Below are 18,283 nucleotides of genomic sequence, written 5' to 3'. Positions count from 1 at the left end.
AGTGAAAAATGTGAAGTGCTTCTAATTTGAAGTGGTGGTTTGAATATTTTTAATTTTTGTCACTATTGACAGGTTGATGATTTAAATCAAGGTTATGTCATTATTTGCACATTCTTCGACATTTTTTTTGGTATGCTAACGATAATTGCGTCAACCAGTATTTTGAAAATACGTTGGTTGTAGTTTTAAGGAAGGAAACACTCAAGAAACTTGATTGAGTGTGAATGCATGAAGGGTGCATGGATTGCTGTTGGAAGTGCAGTTTTGAGCAAGTGGTATCAGTACCTATTTCGTTCTTTTAATTTCTGCAGAGCTTTCTTTCAGTTGACTGTGTGGATGGCCGAGTTGCTTGGCTTTCTCGCTGCCCGTTGTGCGTCGATTAGTTCAAGGTGCAAATTGGGAAGGCATGTTCATGCGCAGCTCAGCTTATAATCATTCACGGCTTTTGGCGTTTCAAATTAATGCCAGGCAGCTGTTGCAATACTTGTTTGTCTCATTGGTATGTGTTTCGGTATTTACGTACGCCGAAGTGGCAGTGGATGAGGATGTTTCTCCCTGGCAGCTTTCTATCGTTGGTGCCAGCACCGGTGATGTGATTCTAAGTGGTGATGATGCGGCATTAAGCTTAGGAATTTCAGAAATTTGTGTAGCTGAAAACCAGGTTTCCGAAGATTTTTCCTCCAGTTCTAGTGAAGATCTCTCCTCGCTTGGATTTCATAGCTTTGGTAGTGAAGCTCTATCGTTACGCAATGAGCGCGCCACTGTAACTGCCCAAACTGATCAAGTCCTGCTGGCCCCAACGGTGCTCAGCGATTCAGATGAAATTACTCTCAGTGCCCTCATTAATTCATCAACGGACGCTGGAGCCGGTACTGATTCACTCACTATCTATCTGACTGATTCTGAATATGTTGGTTATGGAGTCCAGTATCAAGGAGATGGTTCAACCGGCGTATGGGCTCTGGTTCAATTTACAGGTGCCGAGAGTCAATCCAATTTAGCTCAGGTGGCTGCAACTGATAATCATCCAACAACTGGGCAAACGGTTACTTTAAATCGTTCTGGCGATACGTTGACGGTTACTATAGGAGGAAGTGATATTGGTCTTACCTATACTGTAGGTGAGGGCATTGGTGATCTTTCTCGCTACGGCATACGTTCTACCTCACTTGGCGTTAGCGACAATAATTACCTAGATGACCTAACGCTGACTTTCTCTTCTACTGCTACTTGTCCAGCCTTGGCTGATACAGGTGAGTGGGATGATGCCTACTCTCTGCACTTTGTATATCAAGAATTGCTGCAGCAGGGAGAATTGATTGCACGTTTATCCAGCCATACCAATAGTGGATCTGGCATTGCTGGTATTGCGCTACGAAATGGCACGGCAGCAACTGATAAAGCCATTGCATTGGTAATGGACCCGTCTGATAACAGTATTGGACTTTTCACCCGAGATACGGATGATACAGCCAACACGCTAATTACCACCGGACAGACTGGCGCCTTGCCCCAGTGGTTAAGATTAGTGCGTGATGGCGACACGATTACAGCTTATATCTCTACGGATGGTGCAAGTTGGACTCAGGTAGATAGTGTTTCGATCAGCTTTGACGATATTGTCAAGGCCGGAATTGCAGTGGCAGTTACCGGCAGTGAAGCGCAAACGCTGGAATACGATAACCTGAGTGTTTTAAATGAACTATCTGGCGATATTACTTCAGATATAGAGCTTGCTGCACATCAAACCTATGTAGTGACAGGGGATGTGGATGTTAATAGTGGGGTGACTCTAACTATTAATGAAGGCGTGACAGTCCTATTTGAGGATTATTTCACCTTTGAGGTGAACGGTAATCTCACAGCTACTGGTGAAGCAGACGCGCCCGTAATATTTACCAGTGCACAGGCCTCGCCAGCTAAAGGTGATTGGTCTGGCATTGAAGCGCAAAGTGGCGGCGCGGTGGATTTAGACCATGTGATACTGGAGTATGGGGACTACGGTCTTTATGCTGCCTCGGGCAGTACCTTCAGTGTTAGCAATAGCACCTTGCAGTACTTTGACGAAAGCGGTGTGTATGCCTACAACGCCAGTGGCTCAATCAGTAACAATACCATTCAGTATGCAGATGTTGCTGGGGTGTACTTGCAGGGTGTAGCGAATGCTACCGTTAGTGGCAACACGATCACCGATAATACTTACGGTTTTTACATTAAAGGTCTTAGCAGTAATGCGACTACCCCAACCATAACCGGCAATACCGTTACCGGTAACAGCAACTATGGTTTTTATATTGCGGGCGCAAGCGGTAATGTCACTAACCCTACGATTACCGACAATACGATTACTGGTAATAGCGGCTATGGCTTTTACTTGTACGGAGTTTTGGACGCAGATTACGATCCACAGCCAGTGATTACCGGCAATAGTATTTACAGCAACAGCAATTACGATCTTTACGCCTACTGGTACGAAACTGGTGTGGTTACTGTTAATGCCACAGGTAATTGGTGGAATACTACAGATTCGGGGTCGATAGCAGCAGAGGTCTACGATTATAACGATAGTACCTCCTACCGGCCGATAGTGGATTATCGTGGTTATCTGGATGCAGAGGGTGTAATTGCAGAGCCCAGCAATGGCTTGTTCGGGTATCTAACTGAGGATACTACCTTGGTGGCGGGCACCACTTATACTCTCTTGAGTACACTGTATGTACAAAGTGGTGTGACTCTGACGATTGAACCTGGTGCTCGCATTGAGGTGGGTGGAGAATTTAGACTCAGGGTGTATGGCACCTTGGATGCACAGGGCAGCAGTGATAACCCCATTATATTTACCAGCGATGAAAGCACTCCCCGTGCTGGAGATTGGTATGGCATTGTAGCGCAAAGTGGCGGCACGGTGGATTTAGACCATGTGATACTGGAGTATGGGGACTACGGTCTTTACGCTGCCTCGGGCAGTACCTTCAGTGTTAGCAATAGCACCTTGCAGTACTTTGACGAAAGCGGTGTGTATGCCTACAACGCCAGTGGCTCAATCAGTAACAATACCATTCAGTATGCAGATGTTGCTGGGGTGTACTTGCAGGGTGTAGCGAATGCTACCGTTAGTGGCAACACGATCACCGATAATACTTACGGTTTTTACATTAAAGGTCTTAGTAGTAATGCGACTACCCCAACCATAACCGGCAATACCGTTACCGGTAACAGCAACTATGGTTTTTATATTGCGGGCGCAAGCGGTAATGTCACTAACCCTACGATTACCGACAATACGATTACTGGTAATAGCGGCTATGGCTTTTACTTGTACGGAGTTTTGGACGCAGATTACGATCCACAGCCAGTGATTACCGGCAATAGTATTTACAGCAACAGCAATTACGATCTTTACGCCTACTGGTACGAAACTGGTGTGGTTACTGTTAATGCCACAGGTAATTGGTGGAATACTACAGATTCGGGGTCGATAGCAGCAGAGGTCTACGATTATAACGATAGTACCTCCTACCGGCCGATAGTGGATTATCGTGGTTATCTGGATGCAGAGGGTGTAATTGCAGAGCCCAGCAATGGCTTGTTCGGGTATCTAACTGAGGATACTACCTTGGTGGCGGGCACCACTTATACTCTCTTGAGTACACTGTATGTACAAAGTGGTGTGACTCTGACGATTGAACCTGGTGCTCGCATTGAGGTGGGTGGAGAATTTAGGCTCAGGGTGTATGGCACCTTGGATGCACAGGGCAGCAGTGATAACCCCATTATATTTACCAGCGATGAAAGCACTCCCCGTGCTGGAGATTGGTATGGCATTGTAGCGCAAAGTGGCGGCACGGTGGATTTAGACCATGTGATACTGGAGTATGGGGACTACGGTCTTTACGCTGCCTCGGGCAGTACCTTCAGTGTTAGCAATAGCGCCTTGCAGTACTTTGACGAAAGCGGTGTGTATGCCTACAACGCCAGTGGCTCAATCAGTAACAATACCATTCAGTATGCAGATGTTGCTGGGGTGTACTTGCAGGGTGTAGCGAATGCTACCGTTAGTGGCAACACGATCACCGATAATACTTACGGTTTTTACATTAAAGGTCTTAGCAGTAATGCGACTACCCCAACCATAACCGGCAATACCGTTACCGGTAACAGCAACTATGGTTTTTATATTGCGGGCGCAAGCGGTAATGTCACTAACCCTACGATTACCGACAATACGATTACTGGTAATAGCGGCTATGGCTTTTACTTGTACGGAGTTTTGGACGCAGATTACGATCCACAGCCAGTGATTACCGGCAATAGTATTTACAGCAACAGCAATTACGATCTTTACGCCTACTGGTACGAAACTGGTGTGGTTACTGTTAATGCCACAGGTAATTGGTGGAATACTACAGATTCGGGGTCGATAGCAGCAGAGGTCTACGATTATAACGATAGTACCTCCTACCGGCCGATAGTGGATTATCGTGGTTATCTGGATGCAGAGGGTGTAATTGCAGAGCCCAGCAATGGCTTGTTCGGGTATCTAACTGAGGATACTACCTTGGTGGCGGGCACCACTTATACTCTCTTGAGTACACTGTATGTACAAAGTGGTGTGACTCTGACGATTGAACCTGGTGCTCGCATTGAGGTGGGTGGAGAATTTAGACTCAGGGTGTATGGCACCTTGGATGCACAGGGCAGCAGTGATAACCCCATTATATTTACCAGCGATGAAAGCACTCCCCGTGCTGGAGATTGGTATGGCATTGTAGCGCAAAGTGGCGGCACGGTGGATTTAGACCATGTGATACTGGAGTATGGGGACTACGGTCTTTACGCTGCCTCGGGCAGTACCTTCAGTGTTAGCAATAGCACCTTGCAGTACTTTGACGAAAGCGGTGTGTATGCCTACAACGCCAGTGGCTCAATCAGTAACAATACCATTCAGTATGCAGATGTTGCTGGGGTGTACTTGCAGGGTGTAGCGAATGCTACCGTTAGTGGCAACACGATCACCGATAATACTTACGGTTTTTACATTAAAGGTCTTAGCAGTAATGCGACTACCCCAACCATAACCGGCAATACCGTTACCGGTAACAGCAACTATGGTTTTTATATTGCGGGCGCAAGCGGTAATGTCACTAACCCTACGATTACCGACAATACGATTACTGGTAATAGCGGCTATGGCTTTTACTTGTACGGAGTTTTGGACGCAGATTACGATCCACAGCCAGTGATTACCGGCAATAGTATTTACAGCAACAGCAATTACGATCTTTACGCCTACTGGTACGAAACTGGTGTGGTTACTGTTAATGCCACAGGTAATTGGTGGAATACTACAGATTCGGGGTCGATAGCAGCAGAGGTCTACGATTATAACGATAGTACCTCCTACCGGCCGATAGTGGATTATCGTGGTTATCTGGATGCAGAGGGTGTAATTGCAGAGCCCAGCAATGGCTTGTTCGGGTATCTAACTGAGGATACTACCTTGGTGGCGGGCACCACTTATACTCTCTTGAGTACACTGTATGTACAAAGTGGTGTGACTCTGACGATTGAACCTGGTGCTCGCATTGAGGTGGGTGGAGAATTTAGGCTCAGGGTGTATGGCACCTTGGATGCACAGGGCAGCAGTGATAACCCCATTATATTTACCAGCGATGAAAGCACTCCCCGTGCTGGAGATTGGTATGGCATTGTAGCGCAAAGTGGCGGCACGGTGGATTTAGACCATGTGATACTGGAGTATGGGGACTACGGTCTTTATGCTGCCTCGGGCAGTACCTTCAGTGTTAGTAATAGCACCTTGCAGTACTTTGACGAAAGCGGTGTGTATGCCTACAACGCCAGTGGCTCAATCAGTAACAATACCATTCAGTATGCAGATGTTGCTGGGGTGTACTTGCAGGGTGTAGCGAATGCTACCGTTAGTGGCAACACGATCACCGATAATACTTACGGTTTTTACATTAAAGGTCTTAGCAGTAATGCGACTACCCCAACCATAACCGGCAATACCGTTACCGGTAACAGCAACTATGGTTTTTATATTGCGGGCGCAAGCGGTAATGTCACTAACCCTACGATTACCGACAATACGATTACTGGTAATAGCGGCTATGGCTTTTACTTGTACGGAGTTTTGGACGCAGATTACGATCCACAGCCAGTGATTACCGGCAATAGTATTTACAGCAACAGCAATTACGATCTTTACGCCTACTGGTACGAAACTGGTGTGGTTACTGTTAATGCCACAGGTAATTGGTGGAATACTACAGATTCGGGGTCGATAGCAGCAGAGGTCTACGATTATAGCGATAGTACCTCCTATCGGCCGATAGTGGATTTCAATGGTTATTTAAATAATGCTAATGGAAGTCCTGTATACGATTACCTTCTTCGCTTTGATATTGACTCAGATACGAACTTGGTCGCAGGTTCCTATATTGTTGTTGATGATATCAATGTAAATAACGGTGTGAGTTTAACGCTGGAAGCTGGAGCAATATTGATATTCCCAGCCGGTCACTCACTAACAGTAGAGGGAGACTTGGTAGTTAGTGGTTCCAGTTTGCAGCCGGTGATATTTACCAGTGAGGCCCAATATCCTGTGGCTGGCGATTGGCAGGGTATCGTCGTAGCAAGTGGTGGCAGTGTCAGTATTGATAATGCTTACATCCAATATGCTGAAAATGCAGTCTCTGCGACTTCACCTTCTGCGTTCAGTGTTACCAACAGTATTATTACTGACTTTAGCGAAAGCGGGATCAGCATTAACAATTTTGCCGGTGGCACGATTACCAATAATTTGATCCAAAATACAGATTACATTGGTACCGGGCTAGCCCTGGATACTGCATCCCCAGCAGTAACTGACAATATTGTTACTGGCTTGAATTACGGTGCCTATATTACCGGGGCCTCTTCACCGAGCTTAACAGGTAATAGTTTTATCGATAATAATTATGGTATTTACCTGAATGGTTCGGGTAGTGATGCTACCAATCCAACGCCCACGATTACCGGCAATGATCTCTATGGTAATACCAATGGCAGTTTGTACCTCAATAACTATGGTAGTAGCTCGGCGGTGGTGTTGAATGTTACTGGCAACTGGTGGGGCAGTGCTGCGCCAGAATGGGGTGTGGATATTATTGGGGTTGATTCTCCAGAGACTGTTGTAGATTACAGCAGTGCCCTGGCTGCAGAGAGCCGCGTAATAACATCCAACTTAAATGGAAGTTACGAGTACTTTTCTCCGAATGGTGATGGCAACCAGGATACATTAGCCATTACTGCCACCTTGAGTTCACGTAGCAGTTGGAGTCTGGAAATCAGTAATGAATCCGGAACTGTTGTGAATACTTTCTCGGGAACCGGTACAGATATTAGTATCGATTGGGATGGTACTGATAGTAGCAGTACCGTATTGAATGATGGTCGTTATTATTTATTCTTGAAGGTAACTGATACGGAAAATACCAGTTATCGATCGGGTGCCATTTGGGTAGAGTTGGATAACACCGCCCCCATAGCCGAAATGAGTAATGTGAATAACGGCGATACCTTATCAACTGGGACTACGACCCTAGAGATTGAAGGTAGTGCCATCGACAATTTCTTTGTCGACTACACCGTGGATTACCAGTTGAGCGGTGATACCGATAATTGGGTAATCCTCGAATCTTCAACATCGGCGATAAACGAAAGCACCTTGGCTGAATGGGTGGTTAGCTCCACCGATGGTACTGTAGCGGCACCAACAAATGGTGAATACCAAATACGTTTGGAAGCCAGTGATAGGGCTGGCAATATCACCACTATTATTCGCACCGTCACCCTTGATCTACTCAGTATTACCAATATCAGCCGCAACCAAACCACGGTTAATCCAGTTGCCGGAGAGAGTCTGGTAATTAGCTTTGATTTGTCAGCCGGCGCTACTGTTACGCTGGATATTAAAGATGAGCAAAGTGAAGTGCTGATGCGCAGCGTGGTGGAAACCTTTGATAGTGCAGGTAGTTACTCCCTAAGTTGGGATGGCAAGGATGATGAAGGTAATTACGTTCAGGAAGAGGCATATACCTATTTTCTCACCGCAGTAAATGGCAGTGTGGAAGGGGTGTATGATATTGAGGATAGTGATAACACCAGTACTATCTTAGCGGGCAGTATGGATGCCACTATGAATGCAGTACAGAACGACTTTATGAAAATTGGGATCACACCCACAGCGAATATCCGTATGAACATGGAGGTAACGCCGGACGGGGGCGATACACGTGTTGTGTATGATAGTGTTCCCATGGAGGCGGGTACCCACTACTTAGTCTGGGATGGACGCACTGCAGATGGAGTGCTTACTACAGGTTCTTTTTATGCCTACGTACCTTCGCATGAAATTTTGCCCATCAACGTTGTCATTATCGACGGCATAAACCCAAGTATCAGCGGCACACTGGACGCACCCAACATCGAAGTAAAATCCGATCCCTATCTGATGTACCACAGCTACGATCAAATCTCGAAAGTGGCTTACTTGTTGGATCAGGACTCCTACGTAACCTTCAAACTGTTACCGCCGGATATCGGTGACCCGACAGATGCCGGAGCGATCACCTTGATCGATAACCAGCTGCAAGCCGCTAATGACAGCGACGGTGCAGTAGCCACTCACGAGGTGGAGTGGACCGGTTACGAAGAGAGCGATGGCAACGCGATTATGGTCTCGGATGAAGGTGTGTACAGTTTCTGGATAGAAGCGACTTCGGCAACTACCGGAGCCAGTACCACTTACTACGGCGCATTGCAGCTGTATCAATAATGGTTAAGGCGCTAGCGGTGTTTTAACTCACCGCTAGCGCCCTAACTGTCAAGTCGGCGCTAAATCAAAAAACAACCAAGAGAACAACGTGAAAGCCTTACTAAAGTCCAACGTGGTCATTGTGACTTGTGCATTGCTATGGTGTGCCTGCGTTTACGCAGAAGAGGATATTGCTTACCTGGCCCCGGGCAAACAGGGGTACTGGCAGGTATGGGTAATGGATACCCAGGGCCAACAACACCGGCAGCTCACCCACTCAGCCTTCGATAAAAACAGCCTTAGCTGGTTTCCCGATGGCAAACGTTTGCTGGTGAATGGCAGCCAGGGTGAACTGCATGAAGTAGGGCTGGCCAACGCCAAAGAATTGCCAATAACAATGCCGCTTAAAGGTTTTATTGATGCGAGCCTAGCGCCGGATGGAAAATCTGTAGTCTTTTCTCTCAGTACCTCCGACAGTGTTGACGATAACAACTTGTGGCGATTGCCATTGGATGGCAGCGACCAGCAAAAGCTCACCAATATGCGTCATATGCAGCACGAACCCCGCTGGCATCCAGATGGCAAGACCGTGTATTTCTTGTCCGGGGATGGTGGCGAAGCCCACGATATCTGGGCGCTGGATTTAGTTTCCGGAAGCAAGCGGCAGCTGACTTTTAACAGTCTTTACAACTTTGATGTTGTCGCCGATACAAAAGGCCGATTGGTATTTTCCAGTAACCGTGCTGGTAACTACGACCTGTGGTTGCGCGAGAGCAACGGAAAACTCAAACAGCTCACCACCGATGCCGCACTGGATGCCGCCCCCAGCTGGTCTCCAAAAGGTGATGCCGTTGTATTTCAGTCTACCCGCGACGGCGCCTATAACCTGTGGAGGTTAACGCTCGATGATGGTGAGTTAACCCAGTTGACCCAATTTACCAGCGGTGCCCGTAAACCCCTATGGCGGCCGCAGTCCGCGCAAGGCAAGTCAGTACTATGAATAAGATGTTAAAAAAAATCGGCCTCACCGCAGTATTGGCCGCTCTGGTTACACCCTTGGCTGGCTACGGACTGTCTATTTCCGGGGTCAATAATGAATCCCGCTCATTTGCCCCTGCCCAGGGGGAACAGTTCACACTGAATTACCATATTGATACGCAAGCCAACGTCACGATTAATATCTACGACGCTCGCGACCTGCTGATCAAAACGGAATACCGTGAACAGCTGGCGGCGGGCGATCACCAGTGGCAGTGGGACGGTACCGACCAGCAGGGGCGCCCGGTACCCGCAGAGGCTTATCACTACACCATTAGTGCAAAAGCCGGTGAGCAAACTGCCGAGTACGACCTGACTGATATTACCGGTGGTGAAAGTGTCGCAGTGAGCGATCTGAGTTGGAATGCGGAGCAAGGCAGTGTGGATTATACCCTGCCGCAAATGGCCCGTGTCGCAATTCGGGTGGGATTAAAAAATAACGGCCCACTGCTGAATAATATTATCGACTGGGTGCCGCGCGCGTCTGGCCAACAAAAAGAAGCCTGGGATGGACAAGATGCCTCCGGCGCCCTGAATTTAAAGGGCCACCCGGCTCTGGAATTAATCCTCAATGCCTTCGCCTTACCCCGCAATACCATTCTGGTGACCGGGGATAAATCACCTTCTGGCGCCCGCTTTGTACAGGATATGCCGTGGGGCCAAAGCCCGCGACAAAAAAGAAATCCCATCGCCCGCGTATTCACGCCCCAGCGCAGCGGGACGCAATGAGCCGGGGAGATTTCCCGCTGGAAATTTCACTGGTGGGGGACTACCGCAAAAATAATGAAGGCACCCCGATAGTTAGCGGCACTGTACCGGTACGTATTAATGTACAACCGGAACATATCGCGCAGCTGGCCTCAAAGAGGTTTGAGCCGGTGTACTTTGTCGACGGCCAGTATATCTATGAAAACGAAGTGGGTTACTTCCCCACCACTTATCGCTGGGACAGCCGCAACCACAACCCAGGCGAGCACTATCTCACCGTAAATTTGCGCGGCTATTTGGGCAACTTTGGCATGGCCACCCTAAAAGTGGTTATTGAAAAGCCCCAAACTGAAGGCTCAGCGAACACTCTCGCTCATAAAGATTAACTCTAATGCGAATTAGACATTCAGAAGGATGTGAACCATGAAGCGAACGACGGAATTAATCCAGATTCTATCCCTGGCAATTATTGCGCTTTTTGCGAGTACTGGAGCTTATGCAGCCAAGCCGAGCGCCCATATCCAGCAGGTCTCCCAAGCTGAGGCCCAAGCGGCGGTTGAACAAAAGGATTACAAGCGGGCGCGAGCCTTGTACAACCGCCTGCTGCGGCAGCAACCGCAAAATTACCCGGCCATGATTGAATTGGCCCAGCTGGAAAAAAAGCTAGGCAAGTACAAAAAAACCAAGCAGCACGCTTCAGTGGTATTGAAACAAAATAGAACCCATCGCCAAGCCCTGCAATTGTTGGCCCAAATCGCCATTCAACAGCAGCAGTGGGCAGAAGCAGAAACCTATTTCAGCCGCCTAATAAAAAACCACCCGGAGCACGGCCACGCCTATCTTGGCTTGGCCCAGGCTTACCAGGCGCAGGGTAAGGATAAGCAGGAGCAAACTGCTTTGAAAGATTATCGCCTGTGGCGTGCCGCACAATAATATCGTCCGATTTGAACTGAATAAGAATCACACTCCCGGCCAGCAATCGGGGGGATAGGGAATACCCATGAGCAGTTTTGCCAACAAAATACTAAAAACACCGCTAAAAGCCCTCGTTGGATTTAGCAAAACCTTGGAAGGTGCCCGGCGCGTCTGCGCAAGCGCGAACTCTATTCGTCCGCCCCTAGCTTCAGCGATGCTGGCTTTAACCCTAGCCATAGCCGCCGGCCCCGGTCAGGCGCACACCTTCGGCGGTGGTACCGGTTCCAATAGCGGCGATGGCACTGGTGGTGGTAGTGGTGCAGGCGGGGGGTGTCCCAAAGAGCCTGTTGAGGGGGGACGGTTGTGCTTAACAGCGGCCAGGAACGCCATAAAGAAACCGATATGGTGGTCAACGGCAGTTACCCGATTCAAATTATACGTAAATACAATAACCAATCGGATTATGACAGCGCTCTGGGTTATGGCTGGGCTTTCGATCACGATTACCGCTTGTATGAATACCCCGATGATAAAGTAATAATCCGCTATTGTGCCGGGCACCGCGCTGAGTTTGTTTACAGTGGCGGTGCCTATGTGAGCGATGTAGCTGGGTTGCGTGGAACCCTGAGTGAAGATAGCGATGGTACCTACACCTTTGCCCACAATAATGGACGCAAGGATTACTACGATGCCGAGGGCCGACTGACGGCGCGAGAAAGCAAAACCGGTCAGCGCCTGGAGTTTACTTACAGCAGTGAACGCTTTCCTATCGTCGGTACTTCTCTTTATTCCGTCGATCCCTCTAAGCCGATGACGGTGGCCTATAGCTACCAGTTGCAAAAAATTGAAGAGCGCCTGGCAGATGGAAGCCTGAGTGGTAACTACGTTAGCTTCAGTTACGATAGCGACACCGGCCGTGTTACCCAAGCGGTGGATCACACCGGCCGTACTGTTGTTTATAGCCACGACACGCTGGATGATAGTGAAGGCAATACCCTAACTTCAGGCAACCTGATTAAAGTCACTGGCCTGGAAGGGTTGGTATCTACCTATAAATACGAAGACAGTAACGATAGCCATAACCTGACCTATTTCCAGGTGGGTGAAAATGCTACGCCCTATGAGGAAACCTACGATTCTGAAGATCGGGTGATCAAAGAGGTCTACGGTAATCTAATCTTCGAGTTTGACTATGTCACCGAGGGTTATGAAACCGAAGTCACTACCACGATTACCGATGCCGATGGTAATAACCCCTATACCACGACTGAGCGCTACGTGTTTAACGAAGACGGCCGCACAGTGGAGTACGAGGATCAAGCAGGCTATCTCACCGTAAAAACCCGCGATGCTAATAATAACGTTACCCGTGAAGAACGCTATGGCCTGGCTGATGACAATGGTGATCGCACCCTGGCGCGCGCTATTGATTACACCTACAACACTGATAACCGTCGTCTGAGTAAAGCAGTTAACTTGGCTAGTGGTGAAATCATTACTACCAGTTGGACTTATGAAGGTGGATGGATAGCCAGTGAAGAGATAGTTTCCTCAGCTGATGCCACCACTGTGTTCCGCACCGAATATACCTTTAATTACGATAGTGACGGCAATCCCCAGACTCTGGCCAGTATCAAAAAATTAAAGGCCGACGGAAGCTATCAAACTACTAGCTATAGCTACAATGCCCGCAACCAGCTCACTGCAACTATCTACGCTGATGGTAGCCAGTATGTGCTGGAATATGAGAATGAAAGTCTTTACCCCACCAAAGAGTATTGGAAAGACCAAAATGGTAATGCTTTGACTACTGGTGAGAAAACCTATACTTATGACCAAGCGGGTAACCGTCTGACCATCACTGATGCCATAGGCAACATTACCACCTACGCCTATGACGATATAAACCGCCCGGTGCAGGTTACTAATGCCTTGAACGAGGAAACCCATTACACCTATGCGGACAATAATCTGGTGCAGGTGGAAATAGGGCGCAGTACAGATAGTACCACTGAGGAGGTCATCGCTGGACAAATCACGCTGATCAATTACGATGGTAAAGATCGGATTATTAGTATTGAGCGTCAGGGTAGTGATGGAACTAAAACTACCTACCAGAGTTATACCTACGATAGTTTGGGCCGGCGCTTAAGAACCTCCGATGCATTAGGCAATGCAACCACTTTCACTTATGATATGGTAGGCAACTTAGCTAGTACTACTGACCCCGAGGGTAGTGAGATCAGCTATAGTTACGACGCCTTCAATAATGTTGTTAGCACGACTGACCCGTTAAATCGAGTTGTCATCTATACCTACGATGCACTTGGTAGGCTGACTGAAAGTGAACATCAAGGAGTCAGTCCGAGTCTTGTTACATCCTATAGTTACGATGCCAGCGGTAATCTACTGACTATTACTGACCCGGAAAACAATACCACTACTTACACCTATGATCGTCTAGGCCGCAAAATTGGAGAAGTTCACCCTGGTGGAGAGACTGCAATCTTTAGCTACGATGACCGCGATCGTCTTTCCAGCAAAACTGGCGCTCGTGGACAGGTATTAGAGTATAGCTATGAAAGTTGGGGTGGGTTGGTAAGTATAGAGCATTTTGCTAGTGCTACAGACCATGCCAGTAATAATACTGAGCGTAGCCAGAGTTTTGCCTACAATGATAATGGACAGCTAACCCAAGCTATTGACACGGCGATACAAAGTAATGCGCTTTACACAAATAGTTATGATGCATTAAATCGTCTATCTCAAACGTCTAACCATTATATTCCCGGTGGGGATCGTACCCTCAGCTACACTTATAACACCCAGGGTGATTTAAATGGACTTAGTCTGGACAACACTATAGAGACGGGTGGTGTACTTACGAATCATAGCTTTGGTTATGACGACTATGCCCGCTTAATCAGTGCTACTTTAGCAGGCAGTACTCATACTTTGGGATACGACTCCGCTGATCACTGGACAAGTCTCACATATGCGTCAGGAGCTAGGCGTACCAACATCTACAATGTCGATGGTACTTTAACTAGCACCACTCTTGAAGATCCTTCCGGCACAATCTTGGAAGCCTTGAGTTACAGCTTTGATGCCGCCAACAAGATTATTTCCTACAGTGACAATGATGGTGTCCAATCCTTCACTTATGATGGAGTTGATCGGCTCACTAGCGCTGACTATCCCGATAGCATAGCTTTTGCTGATGAAACCTTTTCTTATGACGGGGTGGGTAATCGAGAAGACCCAAGTGATAATACTGTCTACGAATACAATAGCAGTAATCAACTGATCAGCCAAAATAATGAAGCGCTGATCCGCAGCTATGACAGTGATGGTAATTTAACGTCTATTACTGGAACGGAAAATAAAACCTTTACTTATGATCTAGACAACCGTCTTACCGGCTATACCGATGGTACTACCATTGCTAGTTATGGTTACGGAGTTAGTGGTCGACGTTTGTACAAAACTGTGGATGGCATCACTACATGGTTTTTATGGAATGGTACGCAGCTAATAGCAGAGTTTGAGGAGACCAGTGGCACTGCAAGTCTTATCCAGCGCTACGACTACTTACCTGGCTCTTATGCTCCGATTCAGGTTGTAGATACCAAGGGTAGTTATACGGTGTATAGTGACCATTTAGATACGCCAAGACTACTGATTAATAGCGATGGGGAAGCTATTTGGCGTAGTACTCGATCGGTTTTTGGGGAAGCGGTCATAGATGGCGATGTGGATGGGGATGGGTATATTGTTACATTCAATATACGTTTCCCCGGGCAGTATTACGATGGTGAAAGTGGATTGAGTTATAACTATTTCCGAAATTATGACCCAGCTCTTGGGCGGTATATTCAGGGTGATCCTTTGGGGTTATATGGAGGGCTAAATATATTTACTTATGCGAACCAGAATCCAGTCATGTTAATTGATCCTAACGGATTAAAAGCTTCCGGAGTATGGATGGAGCATCCTCACCTAGATCAGAGTACTATAAATGTGAGCTATTCAGGCTGGGAGTACACTTCCGGGTTTGATCATTATTTAACACTTTTACTTATTCGTCTAAATTTTGATGTTTCTGGAGCCATTGTTGCATCTGTTAAGTGTAGTGATGAGTGTGGTAAGGAGTGGGAAAAGTCCTACAATAAGAGGCATTCAGAAGAAGAAAATATAGATCTTGGCATCAATATACCCGCAAGCCTTGTAGGTCTTAGGTTTGGCCCTGGAGTGGGTTTGTTAATAAATGCAATTGTGATAGATTTAAAAATAAATGAGTCGATGGCAGGGTTTGGTGACAAACTAGAGGTAAAGGCTGGGCTCATTAAGGCTTATGGGGCGGATTATATTTGTGAGTATGGCTGGCCGACGATTAATCAATGAAAGAAGTGTATTTCTTATTATTTTTTCTTGCGCTACCCATAATGTCCTTGGGTATGAATATTTTTACTGTCGGTTATTGGCTGCTTAGAAAAAGGTTTACAGATTCAAAAAAATTATCATTTTCGATGGTTGTGGGTGGAGTTTTAGGTTATATCATTGCCGCAATCTATTTTTTTTCTGCACGAGGTGGTGGTTTAGTTGAAACTCTAAATCTGTCCTCTATTGGGGTTTTGGTGGGGGCTGGTTATGTGAGCATGTTGTGTTCTTTGTGGTTGAGATATAAATAAATAGGCGGCAGGTAACAAAAAGGACAGCCATGGATTGGGCCATGGATTGGAGGGTAAAAGCTAGGTGAGAACTTCTGTGCCATAGGACAGGTAGATGGAGTGCCTACAACAAAGTGGGTGGCGAATTGGCGCTGATAACGTTTTTATTAGACCGTAGGTAAAAAGATGCGGGGGCAGGTAGAAATCCTGGACAGCCATAGATTGAAGATTCGAAATCTTGGAAATGAAATTCCTGGACACCCAAAGATTGAAAATTCTAGGACTCTAGGACTCTAGGACTCTAGGACAGCCAAAGAAGGGATGATTAAGAGGTAAAGGAGACGAAATGCTGGGAATTGGTAGTTAGGTTTTGGGAATCGCTATTTTTGGATAAAAGAGCAGCTATCGAGCACTTTTGGAGTAGGGATAAATTAGAAGGGCGTAGCTGAGAGGAAGCGCCGGCAATCAGCTATACCATGTACCCAGCGTTTATCGAGTTGGATGCAAGTTTGCTTTACCGCCTCCACCGACCCCACTAAGCCTTTAAAGCGACTTTCAAAATTTCGATTGAGATATCGCCAGTGTTTGGGTGAAATACTGAGCCGTTCAAGGATAGGGGGCGTGTTTTCGGTAATACAGCCTCGTTTTCTGGGGTCTAAATGCCGACCACTCCAGTCTACCAACTCCAAATAGTGATCCAATTGAAAGGGTAGCCCTTTTGGCATATTCAAACGATCACTGCCGACAAATGGAAGTAAATTTTTTGGCTGCTTGCCTGAGACTGCCGTACGAATACGCTGTTGAATCGAAGTGTAATCAGACTCTTCAGGTGTCTTGGAGAAAAGAATTCCTGGACACCCAAAGATTGAAGATTCTAGGACAGCCAAAGAAGGGAGGATGGAGCCAGTAACAAAACTGACTTCCTCTCTGGCGGTTCTTTCTCTTTGTTTAAGAGGTAAAGGAGACGAAATGCTGGGAATTGGTAGTTAGGTTTTGGGAATCGCTATTTTTGGATAAAAGAGCAGCTATCGAGCACTTTTGGAGTAGGGATAAATTAGAAGGGCGTAGCTGAGAGGAAGCGCCGGCAATCAGCTATACCATGTACCCAGCGTTTATCGAGTTGGATGCAAGTTTGCTTTACCGCCTCCACCGATCCCACTAAGCCTTTAAAGCGACTTTCAAAATTTCGATTGAGATATCGCCAGTGTTTGGGTGAAATGCTGAGCCGTTCAAGGATAGGGGGCGTGTTTTCAGTAATACAGCCTCGTTTTCTGGGGTCTAAATGCCGACCACTCCAGTCTACCAACTCCAAATAGTGATCCAATTGAAAGGGTAGCCCTTTTGGCATATTCAAACGATCACTGCCGACAAATGGAAGTAAATTTTTTGGCTGCTTGCCTGAGACTGCCGTACGAATACGCTGTTGAATCGAAGTGTAATCAGACTCTTCAGGTGTCTTGGCAATATTGGCACGGATCGGGTTGAGGTCTACATAAGCCATACAGGCGGCGAGGGCTCTTTCATCCAGTAAGGCCTGGGACTTAAAACGGCCTTCCCAAAAGCGACCTGTACACTGGTCCTCAGCATTGGCCTGGCGAGCGATAGATTCATTTAAGCAGCGCATAAACCAGCTAATATCCATTAGGCGCTCCCGCCATTGGGAAACAACTTCTTTTAGTTTGGTTACCTCACAGTGATCGAGGGCATCGCCCTGAAGATAGCGCTGAGCTAAGCTGGAAGCCTTGAATAGCTTTTGCCAGCGAGTAATTACCTCTGGAATAGACCACTTGTTAGCCGATTCTGTGTCAATATATAGCACTATATGGTAGTGATTACTCATTACCGCATAGGCGGCAATATCTAGAGCAAATACCTCGTCCAACTTATACATACGGCTTTCAATCCATTCGCGCCGATGCTCATAATCTTTTCCGGATTCAGTATCTCTACCACACAGAAATGCACGCCGCACACAGCGGGAAACACAGTGATAATAGGGTGTTGTATCCAGAGATATCTGGGCACTTCGCGGTAGAGTCATTGGCTGTACGCACAATTTGCTGTATGAACATACAGTATTTTGTGAGATTTTAATCTTTTGTCAATAGGGCTGGCGGTTTATACTTTCTATTTC

General features: G+C 47.0%; 9 protein-coding genes. 7 read left to right on the top strand and 2 right to left on the bottom strand.

The genetic code is table 11. The annotated features are described in order from the left end of the window. Window positions 1–412 precede the first annotated feature (412 nt). The 7 genes from P0078_RS02525 (at window position 413) to P0078_RS02495 (ending at window position 16,170) form a co-directional block, all read left to right on the top strand. A complete protein-coding gene (locus P0078_RS02525; protein WP_282932904.1) occupies window positions 413–8,839 on the top strand; it encodes a right-handed parallel beta-helix repeat-containing protein in 8,427 nt (2,808 codons plus the stop codon). Window positions 8,840–8,927: 88 nt separating this feature from the next. Continuing rightward, on the top strand, window positions 8,928–9,818 hold the full coding sequence (locus P0078_RS02520) for a TolB family protein (protein WP_282932903.1): 891 nt from the start codon (window positions 8,928–8,930) through the stop codon (window positions 9,816–9,818). Further along, entirely contained in the window at window positions 9,815–10,585 is a 771-nt protein-coding gene (locus tag P0078_RS02515; RefSeq protein WP_282932902.1) for a FlgD immunoglobulin-like domain containing protein, read from the top strand. The genes P0078_RS02520 and P0078_RS02515 overlap by 4 nt, the downstream gene beginning before the upstream one ends. Further along, the gene (locus tag P0078_RS02510) at window positions 10,582–10,950 is read left to right on the top strand and encodes a hypothetical protein (protein ID WP_282932901.1); all 369 of its coding nucleotides are present in this window, start codon (window positions 10,582–10,584) and stop codon (window positions 10,948–10,950) included. The genes P0078_RS02515 and P0078_RS02510 overlap by 4 nt, the downstream gene beginning before the upstream one ends. A gap of 37 nt (window positions 10,951–10,987) precedes the next feature. Next, a complete protein-coding gene (locus tag P0078_RS02505) occupies window positions 10,988–11,497 on the top strand; it encodes a tetratricopeptide repeat protein (RefSeq protein ID WP_282932900.1) in 510 nt (169 codons plus the stop codon). Between the two features lie 345 nt (window positions 11,498–11,842). Continuing rightward, a complete protein-coding gene (locus P0078_RS02500; RefSeq protein WP_282932899.1) occupies window positions 11,843–15,883 on the top strand; it encodes an RHS repeat-associated core domain-containing protein in 4,041 nt (1,346 codons plus the stop codon). Next, entirely contained in the window at window positions 15,880–16,170 is a 291-nt protein-coding gene (locus P0078_RS02495; RefSeq protein ID WP_282932898.1) for a hypothetical protein, read from the top strand. The genes P0078_RS02500 and P0078_RS02495 overlap by 4 nt, the downstream gene beginning before the upstream one ends. 410 nt (window positions 16,171–16,580) lie before the next feature. Here the strand turns inward: P0078_RS02495 and P0078_RS02490 are convergent, their stop codons facing one another. Further along, window positions 16,581–17,036 carry a hypothetical protein gene (locus tag P0078_RS02490; RefSeq protein WP_282932897.1) on the bottom strand — a complete coding sequence of 152 codons (456 nt, stop codon included), beginning with the start codon at window positions 17,034–17,036 and terminating at the stop codon, window positions 16,581–16,583. 167 nt (window positions 17,037–17,203) lie between these two features. Continuing rightward, the gene (locus tag P0078_RS02485) at window positions 17,204–18,190 is read right to left on the bottom strand and encodes a transposase (protein ID WP_282932896.1); all 987 of its coding nucleotides are present in this window, start codon (window positions 18,188–18,190) and stop codon (window positions 17,204–17,206) included. Window positions 18,191–18,283: the final 93 nt, after the last annotated feature.

Source organism: Microbulbifer sp. VAAF005 (assembly GCF_030012985.1).
GTDB lineage: Bacteria > Pseudomonadota > Gammaproteobacteria > Pseudomonadales > Cellvibrionaceae > Microbulbifer.
Note: the sequence above shows the minus strand (reverse complement) of the source record. Positions and strands in the feature narration are given on the sequence as shown.

Excerpts from the sequence above, each read along its gene's own strand:
- P0078_RS02510 (WP_282932901.1), top strand. The coding sequence starts at position 10,582 with ATGAGCCGGGGAGATTTCCCGCTGGAAATTTCACTGGTGGGGGACTAC.
- P0078_RS02515 (WP_282932902.1), top strand. The coding sequence starts at position 9,815 with ATGAATAAGATGTTAAAAAAAATCGGCCTCACCGCAGTATTGGCCGCT.
- P0078_RS02485 (WP_282932896.1), bottom strand. The coding sequence starts at position 18,190 with ATGACTCTACCGCGAAGTGCCCAGATATCTCTGGATACAACACCCTAT.
- P0078_RS02495 (WP_282932898.1), top strand. The coding sequence starts at position 15,880 with ATGAAAGAAGTGTATTTCTTATTATTTTTTCTTGCGCTACCCATAATG.
- P0078_RS02505 (WP_282932900.1), top strand. The coding sequence starts at position 10,988 with ATGAAGCGAACGACGGAATTAATCCAGATTCTATCCCTGGCAATTATT.
- P0078_RS02525 (WP_282932904.1), top strand. The coding sequence starts at position 413 with ATGCGCAGCTCAGCTTATAATCATTCACGGCTTTTGGCGTTTCAAATT.